The 20,318-nt window shown below is 72.0% G+C and carries 17 protein-coding genes and 1 tRNA gene; 10 read left to right on the top strand and 8 right to left on the bottom strand.

Annotated features, from left to right (window positions below):
- Positions 1-308: 308 nt before the first annotated feature.
- A tRNA-Leu gene (locus WME82_RS00155) sits at positions 309-393 on the bottom strand.
- A gap of 457 nt (positions 394-850) precedes the next feature.
- Here WME82_RS00155 and WME82_RS00160 point away from each other — a divergent pair.
- Positions 851-1,558 (top strand): response regulator, encoded by a 708-nt coding sequence (locus WME82_RS00160; protein ID WP_437743538.1) that lies wholly within the window; start codon positions 851-853, stop codon positions 1,556-1,558.
- Here WME82_RS00160 and WME82_RS00165 read toward each other — a convergent pair.
- Complete coding sequence (locus WME82_RS00165; RefSeq protein WP_438041166.1) at positions 1,512-2,273, bottom strand: Crp/Fnr family transcriptional regulator; 762 nt, start codon at positions 2,271-2,273, stop codon at positions 1,512-1,514. The genes WME82_RS00160 and WME82_RS00165 overlap by 47 nt on opposite strands.
- Positions 2,274-2,616: 343 nt before the next feature.
- On the opposite strand from WME82_RS00165, the gene rpoN reads away from it, so the two are divergent.
- The 3 genes from rpoN (at position 2,617) to WME82_RS00180 (ending at position 6,232) form a co-directional block, all read left to right on the top strand.
- The gene (gene rpoN, locus WME82_RS00170) at positions 2,617-4,137 is read left to right on the top strand and encodes an RNA polymerase factor sigma-54 (RefSeq protein ID WP_438041167.1); all 1,521 of its coding nucleotides are present in this window, start codon (positions 2,617-2,619) and stop codon (positions 4,135-4,137) included.
- Positions 4,138-4,199: 62 nt separating this feature from the next.
- Positions 4,200-5,192 carry a hypothetical protein gene (locus tag WME82_RS00175; RefSeq protein WP_437859082.1) on the top strand — a complete coding sequence of 331 codons (993 nt, stop codon included), beginning with the start codon at positions 4,200-4,202 and terminating at the stop codon, positions 5,190-5,192.
- Positions 5,193-5,233: 41 nt separating this feature from the next.
- Positions 5,234-6,232 (top strand): hypothetical protein, encoded by a 999-nt coding sequence (locus tag WME82_RS00180; RefSeq protein ID WP_438041168.1) that lies wholly within the window; start codon positions 5,234-5,236, stop codon positions 6,230-6,232.
- A 58-nt stretch (positions 6,233-6,290) separates the two neighbouring features.
- Here WME82_RS00180 and WME82_RS00185 read toward each other — a convergent pair whose 3' ends face one another.
- Both WME82_RS00185 and pgeF read right to left on the bottom strand, forming a co-directional pair.
- Positions 6,291-7,553 carry a bifunctional nucleoside/nucleotide kinase/histidine phosphatase family protein gene (locus WME82_RS00185; RefSeq protein WP_437743543.1) on the bottom strand — a complete coding sequence of 421 codons (1,263 nt, stop codon included), beginning with the start codon at positions 7,551-7,553 and terminating at the stop codon, positions 6,291-6,293.
- Between the two features lie 9 nt (positions 7,554-7,562).
- Positions 7,563-8,375, bottom strand: a complete 813-nt coding sequence (pgeF, locus tag WME82_RS00190; RefSeq protein ID WP_438041169.1) for a peptidoglycan editing factor PgeF — start codon at positions 8,373-8,375, stop codon at positions 7,563-7,565.
- A gap of 86 nt (positions 8,376-8,461) precedes the next feature.
- On the opposite strand from pgeF, the gene WME82_RS00195 reads away from it, so the two are divergent.
- From WME82_RS00195 to WME82_RS00220, 6 genes are all read left to right on the top strand, one after another.
- Positions 8,462-9,667 (top strand): serine/threonine-protein kinase, encoded by a 1,206-nt coding sequence (locus WME82_RS00195; RefSeq protein ID WP_437743545.1) that lies wholly within the window; start codon positions 8,462-8,464, stop codon positions 9,665-9,667.
- A gap of 81 nt (positions 9,668-9,748) precedes the next feature.
- Positions 9,749-12,658, top strand: coding sequence for a PBP1A family penicillin-binding protein (locus WME82_RS00200; protein ID WP_438041170.1), 2,910 nt, complete (start codon positions 9,749-9,751; stop codon positions 12,656-12,658).
- A 192-nt stretch (positions 12,659-12,850) separates the two neighbouring features.
- Positions 12,851-13,522: a glutathione S-transferase family protein gene (locus WME82_RS00205; RefSeq protein ID WP_438041171.1), complete on the top strand. Its 672-nt coding sequence runs from the start codon at positions 12,851-12,853 to the stop codon at positions 13,520-13,522.
- A gap of 5 nt (positions 13,523-13,527) precedes the next feature.
- A complete protein-coding gene (locus tag WME82_RS00210) occupies positions 13,528-13,851 on the top strand; it encodes a hypothetical protein (protein ID WP_438041172.1) in 324 nt (107 codons plus the stop codon).
- Entirely contained in the window at positions 13,848-14,201 is a 354-nt protein-coding gene (locus WME82_RS00215; RefSeq protein WP_437743549.1) for a YciI family protein, read from the top strand. Before WME82_RS00210 ends, WME82_RS00215 begins: the two co-directional genes overlap by 4 nt.
- A gap of 2 nt (positions 14,202-14,203) precedes the next feature.
- A complete protein-coding gene (locus WME82_RS00220) occupies positions 14,204-15,535 on the top strand; it encodes an RNA polymerase sigma factor (protein WP_438041173.1) in 1,332 nt (443 codons plus the stop codon).
- A gap of 11 nt (positions 15,536-15,546) precedes the next feature.
- Here WME82_RS00220 and WME82_RS00225 read toward each other — a convergent pair whose 3' ends face one another.
- The 4 genes from WME82_RS00225 to WME82_RS00240 form a co-directional block, all read right to left on the bottom strand.
- The gene (locus WME82_RS00225) at positions 15,547-16,833 is read right to left on the bottom strand and encodes an alkaline phosphatase PhoX (RefSeq protein WP_438041174.1); all 1,287 of its coding nucleotides are present in this window, start codon (positions 16,831-16,833) and stop codon (positions 15,547-15,549) included.
- 159 nt (positions 16,834-16,992) lie between these two features.
- Positions 16,993-17,700, bottom strand: a complete 708-nt coding sequence (locus tag WME82_RS00230; RefSeq protein ID WP_438041175.1) for a hypothetical protein — start codon at positions 17,698-17,700, stop codon at positions 16,993-16,995.
- A 129-nt stretch (positions 17,701-17,829) separates the two neighbouring features.
- Positions 17,830-18,837 carry a tetratricopeptide repeat protein gene (locus WME82_RS00235; protein ID WP_438041176.1) on the bottom strand — a complete coding sequence of 336 codons (1,008 nt, stop codon included), beginning with the start codon at positions 18,835-18,837 and terminating at the stop codon, positions 17,830-17,832.
- On the bottom strand, positions 18,824-20,230 hold the full coding sequence (locus tag WME82_RS00240; RefSeq protein WP_438041177.1) for a serine/threonine-protein kinase: 1,407 nt from the start codon (positions 20,228-20,230) through the stop codon (positions 18,824-18,826). The genes WME82_RS00235 and WME82_RS00240 overlap by 14 nt, the downstream gene beginning before the upstream one ends.
- Between the last annotated feature and the right edge of the window lie 88 nt (positions 20,231-20,318).

The following is a 20,318-nucleotide window of genomic DNA, read 5'->3' on the forward strand; positions in this document are numbered from 1 at the left end:
GTGCCTTGGCTCCGCGGCGGTCAGGTGGGAGGAGAGGGTCCGGCCGAGGAACGCGAACGTAGTCGCGCCGCGGGCGTCGCGCAATTCCAGGACCGCGCGCGCGGTCGACGACGCCGCCGAAGCGATCCGCCCGAGGCTCCGCAGCCCACGCTCCCGTCACGCGCTCGTCGTCGGAGCCGCGCGCGGGTCGAACGCTCGCCACCGCGCCGCGCGCCCAGCGGACCACGACCGTCCCGGGCCATCGCGGGAGGCGCCCCGGGGCGGCGCGTCACGGCGCGAGGTGGTCGAGTCCTCCAGGCGTCAAGCCGTGGTGCACGAGGGGGGACTCGAACCCCCAAGCCTCCCGGCGCCGGAACCTAAAACCGGTGCGTATACCAATTCCGCCACTCGTGCGCGCGGACGCTTGTGGCACCCTACGCCAGCCTCATCAAGCGGGAAAATCAGTTTGCTGCGTTGCGCCGAACGCGTCAGGGCGGGGTAGCGCGAGCGGTCTGGACATGTGACCCGCGGTACGTCGAGCCTGGAGCAACCGGCGGATCGGCGGACCGCGCCGCCCTGGCGGGGCCGCAAACCTGGGCTGGCCCGTGCGCACGAACCGCCCACCGACGGTCAGCGACGCGGTGGGCAGGCCGACAGGGTGGGGGGGCGCTCTTCGTCGGGGCGGAGAGGCGCCGCGGAGGGAGCGCGAAATGGGCACAGCGACGGCCCCGGGGTCGGCGGGGCAGCCTCACCGGCAGCGACGCTCGAACAAGCGCGTTGCCGCCGAGAACAGGGGAAACGAGGCCCAGGCGGCGGCGGCGCCTCGCCTTCGGCACGTGCGTTGCGAAGGGGGGACCGTCCGCGGACGCGGATGCTGCCGCTGAACGACGGAGGGGGCGCGCTCGTCGCCGTCCTCGTCGATGCGGCGCAATTCGACTGCAAGCCGCAGGGATACCCGATGACGTACCAACCGAACGTTCTCCTCCTCGATCAGGACCATGTCCTCCGGAGGGCTACGGCGCTCCTCCTCTGCAACCGCGGCGCGCTCGTCAGCCCGGCCGCGACCTTGGAGGAAGCGATCTCCCTCTCCCGCGAGCGCGTCTACGACGTCGCGCTGATCGATCTCGCCCCCGGAACGAAAGGCGCCCGGGAGATCCTGGGCCGCCTGCGGCGCGAGGGCACGATGCCCCGGCGGGTGATCTTCTGTGCCGACGAGCCGGTCTCGTGCGACGGCACGGACGACGTCAGCGAGGTCCTGCTCAAGCCGTACGCCTTCGGTCGGCTGCTCAGCACGATCTTCGTCGACGTCAGCCCCCGGCCATCCGCGCAGTCCGGGATCTTTCCTCGCCTCCGTCTGGTCCAGGGCGAACGCGCCGACCTGGAGGGGAGCCGTCCGAGCGCGCCTGGCGCTGCGGCGGGCGTGGAAGGCGTGGAAGGCCACCCCGCCGAGCGGCGCACCTTCATCGAGCCGAACGGCGCCGCGGTGTACCGGCTCCAGCGCAGGCCGCGCAGCGGCCCCTCCGGGCGGACGCTCAGGCCGTCGCGGCGAGCGCCTCGAGGTGCTCGCCATCCCGGATGACGATCCGCCGCCGGTCGAACGCGATCAGGCCGGCGCGCTTCAGCTTGCCGAGCAGCAGGGTGACCGTCTCGCGGGTGGACCCGATCAGCAGCGCGATGTCCGCGTGCGTGAACGGGGCCGACACCAGCTGGCCAGCGGTGTGGGGCTGCCCCCATCGCCGCGCAGCGGCGCGGAGGAAATCGATCAGGCGCGCTTCGACCGTGCAGAGGAGCAGGGAGCCGAGGCGCGCCTCGGTCTCGAGCTGGCGCGCCACGAGCGCCGCCGCGAGCGCGCCGCGGAGCGCTGCGTCGGAGGCGAGCTGCCGCTCGAGACCGGCGAGCGGCACCACGAGCGCGTCCCCCTCGTCGAGCACCGTCGCGCTCTCGGAGGAGACCGTCGCGCCCGCGAGCGCGCCCTCGCCGACGAGGTCGCCAGGCCCGCGGTGCCCGAGCGGAACCACCCGACCGTCGGCGACGCGCTCGACCTTCACGCGACCCGCCCCGATCAGGAACAGGTGCCTCGGCGGCGCGCCCTGCTGGCAAACGCACTGCCTGCGCGCGAGCCGCTCGACCCTGCCGAGCTCGAACAGCACCCGCCGGCTCGGTGAGGCCAGCGAGGCGAGGGGCGAGCGAGACAGGATCCGCTCCTTCTCGACATCCTGCGAAGCCCCGCCGCGCACGCCCTCCACCTCCACCCCGTGCCCGTGCGTAGGTCCGCGCACCTTCGGCTTTCCCATCGCGCCTTCGCCCAACCTTTCGGGATTTCAAGCCTCCCGATCGGCGGCCGATAGTGCAACGATCGGCGGATGGGGGCCAATCCGAACTGGCTGCGAGCAGAGCTCCGCGCGGGGCGAAAAATCTACCGCGGCGAAGGCTGAAACCATGTTCAGCGGTGTAGGATGCAAGCCCTGCGCTATTTTTTGGTGCAGACGTGAAAGCAAGACCCGGGCCGCTGCCCCGTTCGATGCTACGTTGGGGGTGAGGCCACCAATGAGACACTCGATGGCACGAACCTCGCGCAATGCCCCGGCCCCCGTTCGGCGGGTGGCGCTGGCGGCGAACTGAGAGAAGGAGCTCCTCATGGGCATGGAGATGAAGCTCCAGTTCAAGCTGTCGCAGCAGCTTGTGATGACCCCGCAGCTGGTGCAGGCCATCCGGCTGCTGCAGCTCTCACGGCTCGAGCTGGTCGACGAGATCAGGAAGGAGCTGGACGGCAACCCTGTCCTCGCGGACGACATGACCGACCCGAAGGCGCGGGACGGCGACAAGGGGGATCAGCGGGGGAGGAACGCTGACCTGCCGACGGAGCAGCGGCTCGAGAACGGCGAGCGGTTCGACCGAGACACCGACATCGCGGCGCGCGAGACGGAGAAGCGGGTCAAGGAGGTGGACTGGGAGCAGTTCCTGGAAAACAGGCAGCTCCAGCAGGCCATGCCCGCGCACCGGGGCGGCTTCGAAGAGCTGCCGCCGATCGACCAGAACCTGACCAAGCCGTCGAACCTGCGCGACCACCTGCTCTGGCAGCTCCAGATGAGCGATTTCGTCGAGAACGAGCGGCAGTTCGCGCTGCTCGTCATCGGCAACCTCGACGAGAAGGGCTACCTCGACCTCAAGGGGGGCGAACGTCCGGACGGCACGAAGGGGCCCGACATCAGCCTCGTGGACCTGGCGCGGGAGGCGGAGCTCCACCCCGAGGACGCCGAGGAGGTGCTGTCGATGATCCAGCGCTTCGATCCGGTCGGGGTCGCGGCCCGCGACCTGTCGGAGTGCCTGCGGGTGCAGGCGGAGGTGCTCGGCTTCGACGACATCGAGATGGCCATCATCAAGGACCACCTCCACAACGTGGAGCGGCGCAACTTCCCCGCGATCGCGAAGGCGCTGAAGATCCCGCTGGAGGACGTCTACGACGCGGTCCAGGAGATCCAGAAGCTGGAGAGCGTGCCGGCGCGCAACTTCGCCGAGGTCGACGAGAAGACCATCGCCATCACCCCGGACGTGTACGTCATCAAGGACGGCACCCAGTTCGTCGTCACCGACAACGACAAGGGGCTCCAGCGGCTCTACATCAACGAGAACCTCGCCCAGCGGATGCTCAGGGACCCGAAGGCGAAGGAGTTCATCAGCGAGAAGCTCCGGAGCGCGCAGTGGCTGATCCGGGCCATCGAGCAGCGGCGGCGCACGATCATCAAGGTGACCGAGTGCATCGTCGAGAAGCAGCGCGAGTTCCTGGAGCGCGGCGTGGGCTACCTGAAGCCCATGATCCTCAGGGACGTCGCCGAGTCGGTGGGCATGCACGAGTCGACCATCTCCCGCGTGACGTCGAACAAGTACGTGCACACGCCCCAGGGGCTCTTCGAGCTGAAGTATTTCTTCAACTCATCGATCCACAGGGTCGCCGACGAAGACATCGCCTCGGAGAGCGTCAAGCAGGCGATCAAGAAGATCATCGCGGCCGAGGACAAGTCGAATCCCTACAGCGACCAGGCGATCGTCAAGATCCTCGAGGAGACGGACGGCATCAAGATCGCCCGCCGCACCGTGGCCAAGTACCGCGAGATGCTCGGCATCCTGAGCTCGTCGAAGCGCAAGAAGATGTTCTGAGCCGCGGCGGCCGTCCGCGGTCGCCCGCCCCTCTGCCACGCCGATCCCCACGGCCCCGAGCCATGCCCGCCGAACCGATCACGGCCGCCCAGATCTTCGAGCGCTTCTTCGCGCCGCTGTACCCACCCGACGCGCTCGCCGACCTGGCAGGCGTGCGCTCCACGGACGCGAACCCGGCAGGAAACCCGTCGATCCTGGCCCAGATCGACCACGCAGCGGAGGTGTTCGCCCGCCTCGCGCCCGCGGCGTTCGGCGCGCCCGATCTCGGGCTCGACTTCTCCGATGCGTCGGTCCACCGGCTGGGCGCGGCGCTGACGCGCGAGCGACGCGACGCCTGGCTCGCGCCGGCAGGCGGATCGAGCGGCGCGCGCGGCGCGAGCGACGCGTCGTCGGCGAGCGCGGGCGGAGAGCCTCCCATGCTCGTCACCCTCGTGACGCACGGGGCGCTCTACGTCGGGGCGTGCGTCGTCAAGAATCACGGCGGAAAATGGCAGGTCCGGAGGCCGCTGTGGGAGTCGCTGGTCCGGCTCGAGTCGAGCGCAGGGACAGGCGATCTCGCGATCTTCCAGTGGTGGCTCAAGGCGCTCAGCGACGAGGAGATCGGCCGTGGCAGGCTCGTGGATCGCTACCGCACCCACGTGGAGGTGCCGACGTTCGACGCGGAGCGGCTGCCGATCCTCGCCGCGGGCGACCGGCGGATCCCGAAGCTCGCGAAGGTCCGTTACGACACGCTCTACAAGCACCTCCGCGCGCACCTGCCGGAGCTCAGGTCCGTGGGCGACGATTTCCCGTCCCCGGAGCGCTTCGAGGAGCTGGGCTTCAAGAGCATGGAGTTCGCGCTGCTCGGCGGCGGGCGGATGCTCCTCATGCACGGGGCGACCGCGGACGGGGTGCACCTGCTCTGGCTCGACGCGAACGGCTTCGTGAAGTCGCTTTACTACCCGGCGGACAGCTTCCCCGCCCACGTGGTCCAGATCGAGGGCCAGAAGATCCGGGTGATCGTGCCCGTCCGCGGCGAGAGCCAGGTGCACGAGATGCTCTGGTGGGGGGCGTAGCCGGCTCGCGCACAGAGCGCGCCGGCGGTAGGCTCGGCCCCGTGCTCTCGCCCGACGTCCGCTTCGAGGGGTTCACCGCGACCGACTGGGTTCGCGTGCTGTCGTTGTTCCGGCCCAGGCGCACGGGCATCGAGGAGCGCGAGGTCGGCCGTGCGCGCGGAGGCGTCGTCGCGGTCCACGCGGGCGGCAGGCTCAGGAAGCTCGTGCACACGGACGCGGGCCGGCTCCGGATCGACGACGCGCAGCGCGCCCTCCCGCTCTCCGCGGAGGAGCTCGCCGCGAGCCACCACGCGAGCTGGGCCGCCGTGCTCGAGGCGGGCGTCCTCGAGGCCATCGTGGAGCGGTTCGGGGCGCGGGTGCGGCGCGGCGACGATCTCATCGGCCAGTCGCTCCTGCTGCTGCAGCTCGCCCGCGAGGAGCTCCTCGCGGGCAGGATCGATCTCTGGCCGGCGAAGCTGCGCGGCGTGCCGATGCCCTCGGCGGGCGTCGTGCGCGGCACGCTGGAGTCGCTCGCCGGGGTCGGCAAGACGGTGGTGATCGGCCTGTTCGAAGGCGGGGAGCTCTGGACGAGCGTCGCGCTCCGCCGCGACGCCCGCGGGATCAACCTGATCCTCGGGCCGGACGAGGTGCGCGAGGACATGGGGCTGCTCGCGGGCGACTGGCGCCGCGATTACCGGCACCTCTCGCGCGCCATCGAGGAGCGGGCAGGGGAGCTGTCGCTCGGCTGCTTCGCGGAGGCGGAGACCATCCGGCAGCTCGAGGTCGACCCGAGCCCGGGCGCCTGGGCCAGGGCGGTGGCGGTGCGCGACGTGATCCTCGCGCCGGTGCCGGCCGCCCTCGCCATCCCGCTCGGGATCGACGCGGGGCGCGCGGCGCTCAGCGCGCTCCGCGCGCTCGTGGAGCGGATCGACCCGATGGGGATCGTGGCGCCAGCGGTGCGGGCGGTGCTCGAGCGGGCCGGCACCGACAGCGACATGGCCGCGATGCTGCCGTTCCACCCGCTGGAGCTCCTCCGCAAGCTGATCAGCCGGGATCGCTGAGCCGGCGCGGCCCCGCCGCAGCGCGGCCGGCGCCTCCAGCGCGGCCGCGCTGCCTGGCTCAGGGGTGCGCGGTGCTCGAGTCGCCGCCCTGGACGGCGGGCGCGAGCTGGAAGCGGCGCTCCTCGCAGGCATACGCCGTCGGGGTCAGCTCGATGACGGTGTGCAGCGGGATCGGCAGCGTCGGACACGAGGGCGCGGGGCGATCGACGAGGTAGGCGTAGAGCGCGCGCAGCACCGCCTGGTGGCCGATCACGAGCACGGGCGAGCGCTGGCGCTCGAGCTGGATGATCAGCGGGTCGAGGCGCTGGATGACGTCCTCGTACGACTCGCCGCGCGGGTAGCGGTAGCGGAACTTGTCGGCCGCGCGCGCGTGGAAGACCTCGGGCATCTGCTGGCGGATCTCCTCGTACGTCATGCCCTCGCAGACGCCCGCGTCGATCTCGTCGAGGGCGCGCCAGGCGACGTGGTTCTGCGTCATCGGGCGCGCGGTCTGGATGGTGCGGCGCAGCGTGCTCGTCCAGACGTTGACGTGCTCGTCGCCGGCGCGCTCGCGGATGAACGCGGAGAGGTTCTTCGCGTACTCGTCGCCGCGCGCGCTGAGATCCGAGTCGCCGCCGAGCAGCCCCTTCTCGTTGAACACGCTCTCCCCGTGGCGGGTCAGCCAGATCGGGTGCGGCGTGAGGTGCATGTTCATCAAGAGCGGGACGAGGCGCGCCGGCAGGTAGCCGTGGATGCGGTTCAGCACGACCTGGCGGCCGACGTCGATGATCTTGATGTAGCTCCGCTCCGGCTCGCCGAGCGGCTCGTACGCGCGGGCGTAGTGCGCGATGCGCGCGCGGAAGTCGCGCAGCGCCGCCTCCGGGTCGACGCCCTGGTAGTCCGGCGAGCGGAGCTTCGTCTCGCGGACGTTGGTCTCGATGATCGACTCGTCGTTGCAGATCGACTCGATGAAGACGACCGGGAAGCCGTGCGCCTGGCAGCGCTCTGTGACGAGGTTCCGGCGAGCGCGCGTGCTGTTCGTGGCGTCGTAGATCGCCACCTCGCCGCCGGAGCTGAGCCAGCCGATGAGGTCGTCGAGGGCGGTCATCGCCATGCCGAGGAGCGCCTGGCGTCCCTCGGTGTTGTTGGGGTCGAAGAACTGGTGCGGCTGCGCGGTGCCGAGGTGCGCGCGGCGGTAGTTGCCCACGTTGAAGAGCCGCGTGGGGTGGCCGAGCCACGACAGGTACCGCGCGATCTTGCGGGCGATGGACGTCTTCCCGCGGGCGGGCAGGCCCACCATGGCGAGCACGATCGGCGAGGAGTCGCGCGCGAGCGAGACCATGGGAGCGTTCTAGCCGATGACGGTACGGCCGGCGACGATGACGGAGAGCAGGCGGCCGCTGCGGTGTCCGTCGCGCCGGTACGAGAAGAAGCGGGCGGGGTCACACGCGGTGCAGCCAGGGACGTCCTCGACCGAGGTTGCGTCCAGGCCGACCTCGGTGAGCTGGGCCTTGAGGATGCGGCGGACGTCGACGTGCGGGCGCGCGCCGGGGGCCCCGCGGACGACGGCGGCGGCGCCCGCGCTGGAGCACGCGGCGAGATCGGCGGCGACGTCATCGCCGACCTCGAAGCAGCAGGCCTCGATGTGCGGGCCGATGGCCGCGACGAGATCCGCGCCGGGGCCAGCGAGCGAGCGGAGCGCGCGGGCCGCCTCGACCACGACCCGGCGGACGGTCCCACGCCAGCCGCTGTGGACCGCGGCGACGGCGCCGGTCCGGCGATCGGCGAGGAGGATCGGGGCGCAGTCGGCGCTGCGGACACCGCAGCCGACGCCGGGTACCCGCGAGAGGGTCACGTCCCCCACCTCGCGGACGACGTCGTCGCGATCCTCCTCACCGGTGAGGACCCGCGCCTCGACGCCGTGGACCTGGCTGAGGAAATAGAGCCGCGCGGCCGGGATGCCGAGGCGCCGCGCGGCGCGCTCCAGGTTCTCCCGGACGGCGGCGGGGTCGTCGCCGAGGGCGATGGCGAAGCTCAGGGTGTCCCACGGGGGGGCGCTGACGCCGCCGCGCCGCGTGAAGAAGGCGTGCGAGAAGCCGGCGGCGGCGAGGAGCGGGCTCTCGAGCGCCTCGGCGGCCCCGGGGTCGTCGGTTTTTACGGTCATTTTGGCTCCACGGCGGGATCCGCTGCGTCGGCTGCTTCGGTCATAGACGATACGGGTGGGTTGCGTGGTATTTTCCGGCTCCACGCATGGCTGCCGGTCCGGACCCGAACATCGGTCGAGATCTGCTCGGAGGGCAGTTCCAGATCCTTCAGAAGATCGGCTCCGGCGGCATGGGGTCGGTCTACAAGGCCGCACAGCCGGCGATGAACCGGATGGTGGCGGTGAAGATCCTCCACCCCAAGCTCGCGAACCGGAAGGATCTCGTGTCCCGCTTCCGCCGCGAGGCGCGGGCGATGAGCCACCTCACGCACCCGAACACGGTCAAGGTGCTGCTCTACGGCGAGCTCGAGGACGGCTCGCTGTACATCGTGATGGAGTACCTGGAGGGCAAGAACCTGAACCAGGTGGTCCGCAAGGAAGGGCCGCTGCCCGTCGAGCGCGCGATCCCGGTCCTCATCCAGGTCTGCGGCGCGCTGCAGGAGGCGCACATCCAGGGGATCGTGCACCGCGATCTCAAGCCCGAGAACATCTTCCTGTCGACCAACGGCGGGCTGAAGGACTACCCGAAGGTGCTCGACTTCGGCCTCGCGAAGGTGACGGAGCGCGAGCTCAGGCCGGGGTCGGTGATGCTCACGCAGGAGGGCATGGTCTTCGGGACGCCGGAGTTCATGTCGCCCGAGCAAGCGCAGGGCAAGGTGCTCGACGCGCGGAGCGACATCTACTCGCTCGCGACGATCCTGTACGAGGTGCTCACGGGCAAGCTGCCGTTCGAGGCGCGGACGCCCATGGAGTACATCCAGCACCACGTGACGAGGAACCCGATCCCGCTCGACGAGCGCGTCCCCGGGAAGCAGTTTCCGCCGGGGCTCGGCGCGGTGCTCGGCAAGGCGCTCGAGAAGCGGCCCGAGGACCGGTTCGAGTCGGCCGCGGAGTTCGCGGACGCGCTCAAGCCGTTCGCGGGCGGCGCGGGCAAGGGCTACACGGCGATGATGCCGAAGAAGGCGAACGCGGTGCTCGAGCAAGCGTCGAAACAGCACGCAGCCGCGCTCCAGGCGAGCAAGGCGCCCGCGTCGTCCGCGTTCAAGTCGCCGGCGAAGACGGTGAAGATGGTCCAGCAGCCGCCGGCGCCGTCCGCGAAGCCAGCGCCCGCGCCGGCGCCCCTCGCCAAGCAGCCCACCAAGGCGCCGGCCAAGGTGGAGGCGAAGCCGCTGCTCCTCGTCGGCATCGCGGCGGGCTGCCTGATCGCAGGCATCCTGATCACCATCGTGGCCATGCGGCTGTTCCAGGGCTGATCCTCCGCGAGCGCGCCCCGGATCGAGGCGGGCCTCCGCGGGCGTGCTAGCGTCGCCGCGCCGGCGCGCCGGGCGCTCTGGATGCGCATCGCCTGCGCCAGCGTTCACGGGGACGGCGTCATGGCCTCGGAGCAATCACGGAACCCAGGGGGAAACGAGAACGATCCGGTCAGGAAGACCGATGCGCCGGATCGGGCGTCGGATCCGCTGCGTCAAGCGTCGGATCCGCTGCGTCAGGCGTCGGATCCGCTGCGTCGAGCGTCGGAGCCGCTGCGTCAGGCGTCGGATCCGCTGCGTCAGGCGTCGGATCCGCTGCGTCAGGCGTCGGAGCCGCCGGCGCGGCGGTCGGGGCCGCCGGGGCGAGGGAGCGAGCCGCCGGAGCGGATCAGCAGGGCAACGCGGCCGGCGAGCGCGCCGCACATCGAGGGCGCGCAGCGCTTGCCCAGCCAGCCGGAAGGCGCGCCCCCGCAGGAGAGAGGCCCCAGGATCGCGACGTGGGCGAAGCGCATCGGGATCGCGCTCGCGGCGCTGCTCGTCCTCGCCGCCGCCACGATCGCGCTCGTCATCCGGCACTACGAGGCGGATCTCCCCTCGACCCGCGAGCTCAAGGACTACCGGCCCCCGCAGGTGACGCGCATCCTCGCGCGCGACGGGACGCGCCTCGGCGAGGTCTTCACCGAGCGGCGCACCGTGGTGCGCATCGGCGAGATCCCGAGCCAGGTGAAGCTGGCCGCGCTCGCCGCCGAGGACGCAGGCTTCTACGAGCACGCAGGGCTGAACTACCTCGGCATGCTCCGCGCGCTCGCGGTGAACCTCCGCTCGACCCGGGCCCGGCAGGGCGCGAGCACCATCACGCAGCAGGTCGTGAAGAACGTCCTGCTCACGCCGGATCGGACCTTCAACCGTAAAGCGCGCGAGATCATCCTCGCCCGCAAGATCGAGCAGGAGCTCACCAAGGACGAGATCCTGGAGCTCTACCTCAACAAGATCTACTTCGGCCACGGCCGCTACGGGGTCGAGGAGGCGAGCCGCTACTACTTCGGGAAGAGCGTGCGCGACGTGACGCTCGCCGAGGCCGCGCTGCTCGTCGCCATCGTGAAGGGGCCGTCGGTGTACTCGCCGCGGGTGAACCTCGAGCGCGCCGTGGCGCGGCGGGACTTCGTGCTCGATCAGATGCAGCGCAAGGCCTTCGCGGACGAGATCCAGGTGGCGCAAGCGAAGCAGGAGCCGGTCGTGCTCGCCATCGAGACCGAATCGCTCGCCGAGCTCGCGCCCGAGGTGGTCGCCGAGGCGCAGCGCGTGCTGCGCGAGCTCGTCGGGCCCGCCGCGCAGCAAGGCGGCTACACCATCACGACCACGATCGATCCGGCGATGCAGGCGGCGGCGCGCGCGTCCGTCCGCAAGAACCTCGACGCCTACGCGAAGCGGCACAAGCTGCTCGGCCCGCTCGCGCGGAGCAAGAAAGAGCCGCCGGCCTTCGATGGGACGCCCGCCGGCCACAAGGTCTTCCGGGGGGTCGTGACGGGCGCCGACGACGCGCGAGGGACGCTCTCGGTGCGCGTGGGCACGCTGGAAGGCACGGTCACGCTCCGCGGCGCGCAGCGGTACAACCCGAACGGGCTCCCGCCGAGCAAGTTCGCCGACGTCGACAAGGTGGTGCGCGTCAGCCTGATCGGCCCCGCGCCGGAGCCGGTCGTCGAAGCGGCCTCCGCAGGCCAGGACGAGGACGAGGACGCCGCCGGAGAGGCAGGGCGCGCCGCGCCCGCGGGCAAACCGGGGAAGCCCGCGGCCCCGGTGCCGCTGCGGCTCGAGCTCGGACCCGAGGGGGCGCTCGTCGCGATCGACGTGCGGACGCGCGAGATCGTCGCCCTCGTCGGCAGCTACGAGGCGATGCGCGGCGGGCTCGACCGGGCGACGTTCGCCCGGCGGCAGCCAGGATCGACGTTCAAGGCGTTCGTCTACGGCTACGGCATCCACGCGCGCACGCTGACGCCGGCGACGATCCTCGACACCGATCCGCTGGCCATCGCCGGGTACAAGCCGCAGAACTACGACGAGAGCGAGGGGAAGTCGCCGGCGCGGCTCCGGGAGGCGGCGGCGCACAGCGTGAACGTGGCCGCGGTGTCGGCGCTGTCGCGCGTCGGCGCCTCGAACGTGGTCGCCTTCGCCGGCGCGCTCGGCGTCCAGTCGAAGCTCGGCGCAGACCTGTCGCTCGCCCTCGGCGCCTACGAGGTCACGCCGCGCGAGATGGCCGCCGCGTACGCGAGCATCGCCGCGGGCGGCGTCCACGAGCAGCCTGTCCTGATCACGAAGATCGTCGGGCCCGGCGGGGTGGAGATCCCGCTGCCGCCACGCCCTCCGGGGCACCGCGTGATGGAGGAGGCGGAGGCCTACGTGCTCACGAGCGTGCTGACGTCGGTGGTGCAGAGCGGGACCGCCAGGCAGGCGCGCTCGCTGGGGCGCCCGATCGCCGGCAAGACGGGGACGACGAACCAGTCGAAGGACACCTGGTTCGTGGGCTACTCGACCGACATCGCGTGCGCCGTGTGGACCGGCTACGACGACGCGGCGCCGCTCGGCAGCGGTGAGACGGGCGCCATGGCGGCGCTGCCGGCGTTCGTGGACTTCATGAAGCAGGCGCACGCGAAGCGCCCGGCCGCCGATTTCCCGGTGCCGAACGGCGTCGTGCGCGTGAAGATCGATCCGCTGACGGGTCTGCTCGCGCGCGAGGGGCAGGAAGACGCCATCGAGGAGGTGTTCGTCGCCGGGACGGAGCCGACCGAGGAGGCGCAGGTGCCCGAGGCGGACGCGGGCGCGGGCGCGGAGCCGGCGGACGGCGTGGCGCCAGCCGAGCAGCAGGGCACCCCGCCGACGCCAGGCGAGGGGCCGCGGCCGGTGGAGCCAGGGGCCGCGCCAGCGCCGGTCGAGTCGGAGCACGCGCCGGAGCCGGGCCCGCTGCCGACCGGCGAGACGGCGCCGCCGCCGTTCTGAGCGGCGCACAAGATCGGAGGGCTCGGAGGGGCGTCAGGAGCGACGGTGATGCCCCCAGGCCGAGGGCGGCGACACCGCCGGACGACGAAAGCGCGAGCGCGGCATTTTTCCTGTCCGGAATGTGGGGCGCTCGACGTCTCGCTCCAGGAAGCGGCGGGCGGGGGCTCGCCAGCCTCCGAAAGGAGCCGATTCATGAAACTTTACGTCGTCCCGGGATCGCCCAACTGCCGCAAGGTCCAGGCCGTCGTCCACGAGCTGTCGGTGCCCGTCGAGACGATCCTCGTCGACTTCGCTACAGGCGCGCACAAGAGCCAGGATTACCTTGCGATCAACCCGAACGGCCTCGTTCCGAGCCTCGTGGACGGAGATCTGCGTCTCTGGGAGTCCAACGCGATCATGCAGTATCTTGCGGATGCTCATGGCGCGACGTCGCTGTTTCCCCGCGACCCCAGGCGGCGCATCGATGTGGTTCGCTGGCAGTGCTGGGAGCTCTCGCACTTCGGACGCGCCCTCGGAGCGGTGCTCTTCGAGCGGTTGTTCAAGTCGCTCATGGGGGGGCAGCCCGACGAGGCGGTCGCCCAGCGCGCCCTCGAGCAGTTCCAGCCGTACGCGGCGCTGCTGGAGGCGCACCTGAAGGCGCGCGCCTTCGTGGCCGGTGACGCGGTGACGCTCGCCGATTTCTCGCTCGGGTGCCAGCTGCCCCTGGCCGCCCTCGGCCGCGTCGACCTGGCGCCGTTCCCGAACCTCCGCGCGTGGCTCGCCCGGCTCGACGAGCGGGAAGCGTGGCGCGCGACCGCGATGCCGGCTGCGATGGCGCAGGCGCTCGAGCAGGCGGCGCATCGCTCGGAGCGCGGAGGAGCGTGACGACAATGACGGGCGGAGCCGAGCTCTTCTCGCGGCTCTCCGAGCGGTGGGCTCTCGAGTCGAGCGTCGCGCGCAGCACGATGATGGGCTTCCCGTGCCTTCGCGTGGGGGGCCGGTTCTTCGCGTCGATCGACCGCGACGGGAGGCACCTCGTCGTCAAGCTCCCGGCGGCGCGTGTCGCTGCGGCGATCGCCGCCGGTGAGGGGGCGGTGTTCGCGCCGAGCGGGAGGATCTTTCGTGAGTGGCTCGCGGTGCCGCTCGAGCACGCCGCGCGATGGGAATCGTATCTGCAGGCGTCGTACGCGTTCGCGCGAGGACATATCGGATGATCTATGTCCTGTTGATCCACAGCGCGCGCCCCGAGGGCGATCCGCTCCCCGCGGCGGACGAGCGCGCGGTGCTGGACCGTCACCGCGCCCTCCAGCAAGAGGCGACCGCGCGCGCCGAGCTGCTCGCCGTGGCGAGGCTCGACGGGCGAGACAAGGCGCGTACGGTGCGCGTGCAGGGGACGACCGCGACGATCACCGATGGGCCCTACATGGAGACCAAGGAGTGGCTCGTTGGCTTTTACCTGATCGAGTGCGCCGATGAGACCATCGCCGCGGCCCGGGCGCAGCAGATCTGCCCGGCGGATGGATCCGTGGAGATCCGGCCTGTCACCTGGCAGCGCACGCCGTAGTCATGGAGGGGTTCGCCCCGTTGCTCCGCCGCGCGTATGCGCCCGTGCTCGCGCGGCTGCTGCGCCACACGCGGGATCTGCACGCGGCGGAGGACGCGGTGCAGGAGGCCGTCGCCAGGGCCCTCGCGACGTGGCCAGAGCGGGGCGTCCCCGACGCGCCGGAGGCGTGGCTCGTGCGCGTCGCCACGAACATCCACAGAGACGGCTTGCGGCGGCGGTGCGGAGAGCAGCGGCACGCGACCGCGCTCGCGGCGCTCGCGGCGCGATGTCCCTGGTCCGAGGCGCTGCTCTCGGCGCCGGACGCCGCGCGGTGGCCGGACGATGTCCTGCGCCTCGTCGTCACCTGCTGCGATCCCGCGCTCGGCCTCGAGGAGCGGGCGGCGCTGGCGCTGTCGACGGTCGCGGCGCTCTCCACGGACGAGATCGCGCATGCGTTTCTGGTGAGCGCGCAGGCGATGGAGCGCCGGCTGACCCGGGCGCGCGAGAGGCTCCGGGAGCGGCGCAAGCACTACGAAGTCCCGCGGCTGGAGGAGGCGCCGGAGCGGCTCCACGCCGTGCTCGCGGTGATCCACCTCGTCTTCAACGCGGGATACTGGTCCCGTGGCGACGAGGCGCCGATACGTCGTGGCCTCACCCGGCTATCGATGCACCTGGCTCGGGCTCTCGACGCAACGCTGCCACGGGTACCCGAGGTGCAGGGCCTGCTGTCTCTGCTGCTCCTGCACGCGGCGCGCATGCCGGCCCGGACCGACGAGGAAGGGCAGCCCCGGAGCCTCGAGCAGCAGGACCGATCGAGGTGGGACAGCGCCGCGATCGACGAGGCCTGCGCGTTGCTGCGAGAGGCGCTCGAGCGGGGGCGCCCCGGCCCCTACCAGATCGAAGCCGCGATCGCGGCGGTCCACTGCTCGGCGCCGCGCGCCGAGGACACCGACTGGCTCCAGATAGCGATCCTCTACGAGTCGCTCGAGCAGCACCGCCCGGGCCCGATCGTGCGCGTGAACCGTGCTTTCGCGGTCGCCCGGGCGCTGGGCGCGGCGGAAGGGCTGAAGCTGATCGCGACGGCCATCGATCACCCGGCTCTGGCGCGTTACCCCTATGCTCACCTCGTCCAGGGCGTCCTGCTCGAGGAGACGGGGAGGGTGGATCAAGCGCTGGCGGCCCTCGAGCGAGCCCGCGATTGCGCGGCCAACGCCGCAGAGCGCGCGCAGATCGAGCAGCGCATCGACGCGCTCCGGCCGCGGGCCCTGTGCGCGGCCGCGCCAGCCCCTGACGCGACGATCGCGGCCATGGCCGCGCGCGGAGATCGCCCAGCGCGGATCCCCGAGCCCGAATGAACGAGCGCGCCTCACTCGCGAAGGGCGCCCGCCCCGGGGAACGGGCCCATGACCGCCAGCGTGAGGCCGTCCTCCTGCATGTTCACGAAGAGCGCCTTGCCGTCGGGCGAGAAGCACACGCCGGAGAGCTCTCGCATGCTCCGCGCATTGCGCGCGAAATCGAAGATCTGCCCGTCCAGCGTCACGCCTCGAAGGTAGTTCCCTCGATAGCCATCCTCCGCCATGAAGAGCTCTCCCCAGGGGGCGATGGTGATGTTGTCGGGAGCGTCCAGCTCGTTCGTGTCCGTCGATTGCGCGACGACCCCGAGCGTGCCGCCATCTCCCTGGGGGACCAGCTGGAAGATCTGCCCGGCTCCGGCCGGGCCGCCGATCGTCGCGCAGATGTACACGACACCTTGCGATAGGCAGACGCCCTCCCCGCGCCGGAAGATCGCGGCCCCCTTGGTCCGGGCCTCCGTCCTGACCGTGTCGTCGCGTGGATCGGGCTCGTCGATATCCACCCACGCGATCTCGCGCGGCTCCTCGAGCTCCCAGCCCGAGGTCTCGGCGTTGCGCGCCCCGACGACGCAGAGCGCCTGGAGCTTGCCCTCGAACGGAGCGGCGGGGTCCGCCGGCTTGAAGCGGTAGAAGCAGCCGTCCGGGCGATCCTCGGTCAGGTAAGCGATCCTCGTCGTGGGATCGACGACCGCCGCCTCGTGATGGAAGCGGCCATAGCCGGTCAGGCGGCGCGGGGCCTCCACCCTGGACGCGGTAGCCGCGCAGACGAAGACGTAGCCGTGGCGAGCGTCGACATTCTCTTCGCAGCTGAGCCAGCCCCAGGGGCTCGGGCCGCCCGCGCAGTTCCGGTTCGTGCCAGCGAGCACGAGATTGCTCGAGCGACGCTCGAACGTCGCAGCGTCCAGCACGAGCCTCGTGACGCCGCCCATGCTCGCCGCGTCGTACGCCTCCGCCGGCGCGCCCTGGCCGGATCGATACGGGCCAATGCCCTTATCAGCAGGCGAATTCTCATGATTCCTGAGCAGGACGACGGTGCCGTCGGCCCCAGGAAAACACCCCATGCCGTCCGGCCGGCCGGGAACTCGGTAACCGTCGTCCATCTCGCCGCCGGCGCGCTCGAGGACCCGGTACGTGAAGCCCGCAGGGAGGTCGAGGATGCCCGCCGGATCGGGCACGAGAGGCCCGAACCGGCCGGCCGCCTGCGTCCTCCGCGAGAAGATCAGCGAGAACGGTAGGGTCAGCGTCGCGGCTGCAGCTCCACCGACGCGCAGGAATGAACGCCTCGGGATGCGTCGTCGCATGGAGATGATCTACGTCGGAACACCATCACGCGAAAGGCACGGAAGGCAATTGCCATAGGGGCGCCGCGGGGCCGATGCACGAGAGGAACGCAGGGCCGCGCGCAAGGAGAGGTCGAGTCGGTGAGCGCGCTGGCCGGGACACACACCACCTTCGTGGCGTCATCCCACCTGGCCTTCGTCAGCGACGTTACGGGCCAGGACCTTCGAGGACACCCGGCCGACGAGCCGCCGCAGGACCTGCTTCGCGCCGATCGCGCCGCCAGCGCCCACCGCGAAGACGAGAGGCGCCGCGGCGCCGCCGGTCACCGCGACGAGGCCCGCCGCGAGCAGCACGCCGGCGCCGGTCGCCACCGCGCCTGTCGAGGCCTCCTGCGCCGCGTGCGCGAGCGCTTCCTTCCTCGTCATCTCGCCTCGCTGGTAGGCCGTGACGCCCTCGTAGGCACCGAAGGCGCCGTCGATCACGAACCCGATGCCGGCCGCCTTGCCCGCGCCCTTCAGGACCTCCCGGCCCGCGGCCCTCATCGCCTCTCGGGCCAGCCCCTTCGCGACCGCGGTCGAGACGCCGTCGGTGAGCGCGGCCTGGCCCGCGTGCCGCCCCGCTGCCTGCGCGACGATCGCTGCGGTCTGCGTTCCGCCCTGATCCGCGATGATCTTCGCCGTCGTCTGCGCGCCCAGCGAGAGCCCGGGCGCGAGCGCGTCCACGACCGCCGTGGTGTTCTCGACCATCACGCGCCGCAGGCCCTCCCGCGCGCCCTCGTCGAGGAGCCTCTTGCCCGCCGCCGAGAACAGCGCCTCCGCCGCCCCGCGGACGGCGACCGCGCCGCTCCCTGCAATCGAACCAAGGATCTTGTTCCGCTGTGAGCTCATCTCGACCTCCCCGCCTCGCGCGCCCTCGCCTCGATCATGGGGTAGCGCCCGGGTGCGGAAAGACAAGCTCAGCGACGCGCGCTCCCACGCCGCCCCGCCGCGGCGCTGGCCGCGTCCGATCGCCGGACCTCAGAACCTCACGAGCAGGCGCGAGCCGAGGCCGCCCGGGGCTGGCGTGAGGACGAGCTCCGCCGCCGGCTTGCCAGGGGCCGACGACTTGGGCTCGGAAGGGCTCAGCAGGAGCAGCGTGACGCCGGCGCCGATCCCGACCAGGCCGACGCCGGCGAAGACGCCGGCGAGCGTCGAGGCGGTCTTGCCCGTGTCGTAGTCGCCCTGGAGCGACGGCGGGCACTCGTAGGCTCCTCCGCCGGCGGGGGCGCACCCGTCCTCGACCGCGGACAGCGCGCCGGCGCGCACGGCCAGCGCCACGACGGTCGCGATCGCGCCAGCGCCGCCGACGCCGAGCGCGACGTAGCCGCCCATGCGAATGCCGCTGGCCGGCGTGCCGGAGGCGCTCGGCGCGGAGAGCGCGTCGCGCCCCGGGAGCGGCGCGGGCACGGCCAGCGTCACGACCTGACGGGCGCCAGGCGTGAGCTCGGCGCGCTCCGTGATCGGCGCGGCGCCGCCGTAGAACAGCTCGACCGTGTGGGCGCCGAGATCGCGCTCGAGCTCGACGCCGAGGAGCCTCGGGTCGAGGGGCTTGCCGTCCAGCACCACCTGGACCGGCGGCCGCCCCTCGGCGCCTTTCAGCCGGACGGTCAACGTCCCGACCTTGCTGCCGAGCGCCCGGTAGCGGGCCTCGGCGTCATCGCTCCACCCGGCGTACTTGGCCTCGTTGGACTGGAGCGCGGCGCGCCGGAGATCCCACCAGTCTCGCCTCGCCGAGGCATAGCGGCCGAGCTCCTCCTCACACTCGGCGATGTTCCGGAGCGCGCCGAGCCCCTCGGGGTAGATCTCCAGCGCGCTCCGGAAGGCGATGACCGCCTGCTCGCACTGTCCGGTGCTCCGCAGCTCGCGCCCCCGGGCGAACAGCGTCTTCGCGTCCTCCTCGGCCCCGACGGCGAGCGCGCGCGCCGGCGCCGCCGCGAGCATGGCGACGCTGCAGAGCGTGATGAGCCGTCGCTCAAAAGGTCTCACTCTTGTCGATCTCCTTGCGGCGCCGGGGCACCGTGGGCGCGGTGGTCGCCGTCGCGCGCGGGGCGGCCCTGTCAGCCCCGGGGCGGCGCTGGGACGAGCGCGGCTGCGCAGGCGCTGCGGAGGCAGGCGGCGCGGGCGCCGCCGCGGAGGCCGACGGCTCGGCCGTGGCCGGCGGCTCGGCCGTGGCCGGCGGCTCGGCCGCGGCGGGCTGTTGCGGCGGGGGCGGCGAGCGCAGCGCGATCGCCTGGAGCGCGCCCCGCACGCCGGGGGCCATGAGCCGCGCCGGCTGTTCCAGGCGCGGCCGATCGAGCAGGCGCGCCGCCAGCGCGGCCGTCCCCCCGAGCGCGGTCAGGCAGGCCAGCGCCACGGCGGGCGCCACCCGAGGCCGCCGCGGCGGCGCGACCTCCGCGGGCCGCTCGGGCGGCGGCGCCGAGAGCGCGGCGTGGTAGGCCTCCACCATCTCGCGGATCGAGGTGAACCGCTGCGCCGGCCCCTTCGCGAGGGCGCGCGAGAACCAGGCGTCGAGCCCCTGGGGAAGCGATCGCCGGACCTCCGTGGCAGGCTCGAAATCGCGGGTGCTGACCGCCACGATGATCTCCGCGATGCTGTTGCCTTGAAAAGGCGTCCAGTCCGTCAGCACCTCGTAGGTCAGCACGCCGAGCGCCCAGACATCGGCCCGCGCGTCGACCGCGAGCGGCGAGGCGAGCTGCTCCGGGCTCATGTAGTTCGGCGAGCCCAGCATGACGTCGGCCTCCGTCTCCTGCGGCCGATCCAGGCCTAGATCGCCGTGCAGCGCCTTGGCGATGCCAAAATCCGCGACCTTCACCGTCAGCTCCGCGCCGGGCGTGCCGACGAGCATCACGTTCGAAGGCTTCAGGTCGCGGTGCACGATGCCCATGTCGTGCGCCACGGTGAGCGCGTCCCCGATCTGATCAAGGATGTGCCCGAAGCGCACCGGATCGATCGGCCCCTTCTGGCGCACCTCGGCGAACAGCGTTCGCCCCGGGATGTGCTCCATCACCAGGTAAGGGATGTCGTCGTGGACCCCTGCGTCGTGGACCGCGACGATGTGCCGCGTGCGCGCGCTCAGGCGGGCCGAGATCTGGGCCTCGAACCGGAACCTCTCCAGGACGGTGCGGCTCCGCTCCGCGTCGCCGGTCAGCGAGGCGCTGAGGAACTTCACGGCGAGCTCGGTCTTGAGCGTGACGTGCACGGCGAGCCAGACCTCGGCCATGCCCCCGCGCCCGAGCGGTCGGACCAGCCGGTATTTGCCCTCGACGACCTCGTCGGGGGTGTGCTGCCAGATGTCCGACTCGTCGGCGCCGGCCTGACGAGCCGCCGCGCTCGGGCTGATCCGCACGGTCGGCGGTATGCGGGGCGTGGCGGCGTCCACGCCCGAAGGATAGTGGATGCTGCGCGCGGGACTGGCACTTTTCGACAGTCCTCGCCGCCGTCGCCCTCTGGCCAGCGCGGGATGGCGG

The sequence above is a fragment of the Sorangium sp. So ce128 genome, from assembly GCF_051525245.1.
Lineage (GTDB): Bacteria > Myxococcota_A > Polyangia > Polyangiales > Polyangiaceae > Sorangium > Sorangium cellulosum_B.

What these genes read in the sequence shown, in the direction of transcription:
- WME82_RS00160 (WP_437743538.1), top strand. Translation starts at nt 851, where the DNA reads ATGCTGCCGCTGAACGACGGAGGGGGCGCGCTCGTCGCCGTCCTCGTC.
- WME82_RS00165 (WP_438041166.1), bottom strand. Translation starts at nt 2,273, where the DNA reads ATGGGAAAGCCGAAGGTGCGCGGACCTACGCACGGGCACGGGGTGGAG.
- rpoN (WP_438041167.1), top strand. Translation starts at nt 2,617, where the DNA reads ATGGGCATGGAGATGAAGCTCCAGTTCAAGCTGTCGCAGCAGCTTGTG.
- WME82_RS00175 (WP_437859082.1), top strand. Translation starts at nt 4,200, where the DNA reads ATGCCCGCCGAACCGATCACGGCCGCCCAGATCTTCGAGCGCTTCTTC.
- WME82_RS00185 (WP_437743543.1), bottom strand. Translation starts at nt 7,553, where the DNA reads ATGGTCTCGCTCGCGCGCGACTCCTCGCCGATCGTGCTCGCCATGGTG.
- pgeF (WP_438041169.1), bottom strand. Translation starts at nt 8,375, where the DNA reads ATGACCGTAAAAACCGACGACCCCGGGGCCGCCGAGGCGCTCGAGAGC.
- WME82_RS00195 (WP_437743545.1), top strand. Translation starts at nt 8,462, where the DNA reads ATGGCTGCCGGTCCGGACCCGAACATCGGTCGAGATCTGCTCGGAGGG.
- WME82_RS00200 (WP_438041170.1), top strand. Translation starts at nt 9,749, where the DNA reads ATGCGCATCGCCTGCGCCAGCGTTCACGGGGACGGCGTCATGGCCTCG.
- WME82_RS00205 (WP_438041171.1), top strand. Translation starts at nt 12,851, where the DNA reads ATGAAACTTTACGTCGTCCCGGGATCGCCCAACTGCCGCAAGGTCCAG.
- WME82_RS00210 (WP_438041172.1), top strand. Translation starts at nt 13,528, where the DNA reads ATGACGGGCGGAGCCGAGCTCTTCTCGCGGCTCTCCGAGCGGTGGGCT.
- WME82_RS00215 (WP_437743549.1), top strand. Translation starts at nt 13,848, where the DNA reads ATGATCTATGTCCTGTTGATCCACAGCGCGCGCCCCGAGGGCGATCCG.
- WME82_RS00220 (WP_438041173.1), top strand. Translation starts at nt 14,204, where the DNA reads ATGGAGGGGTTCGCCCCGTTGCTCCGCCGCGCGTATGCGCCCGTGCTC.
- WME82_RS00225 (WP_438041174.1), bottom strand. Translation starts at nt 16,833, where the DNA reads ATGCGACGACGCATCCCGAGGCGTTCATTCCTGCGCGTCGGTGGAGCT.
- WME82_RS00230 (WP_438041175.1), bottom strand. Translation starts at nt 17,700, where the DNA reads ATGAGCTCACAGCGGAACAAGATCCTTGGTTCGATTGCAGGGAGCGGC.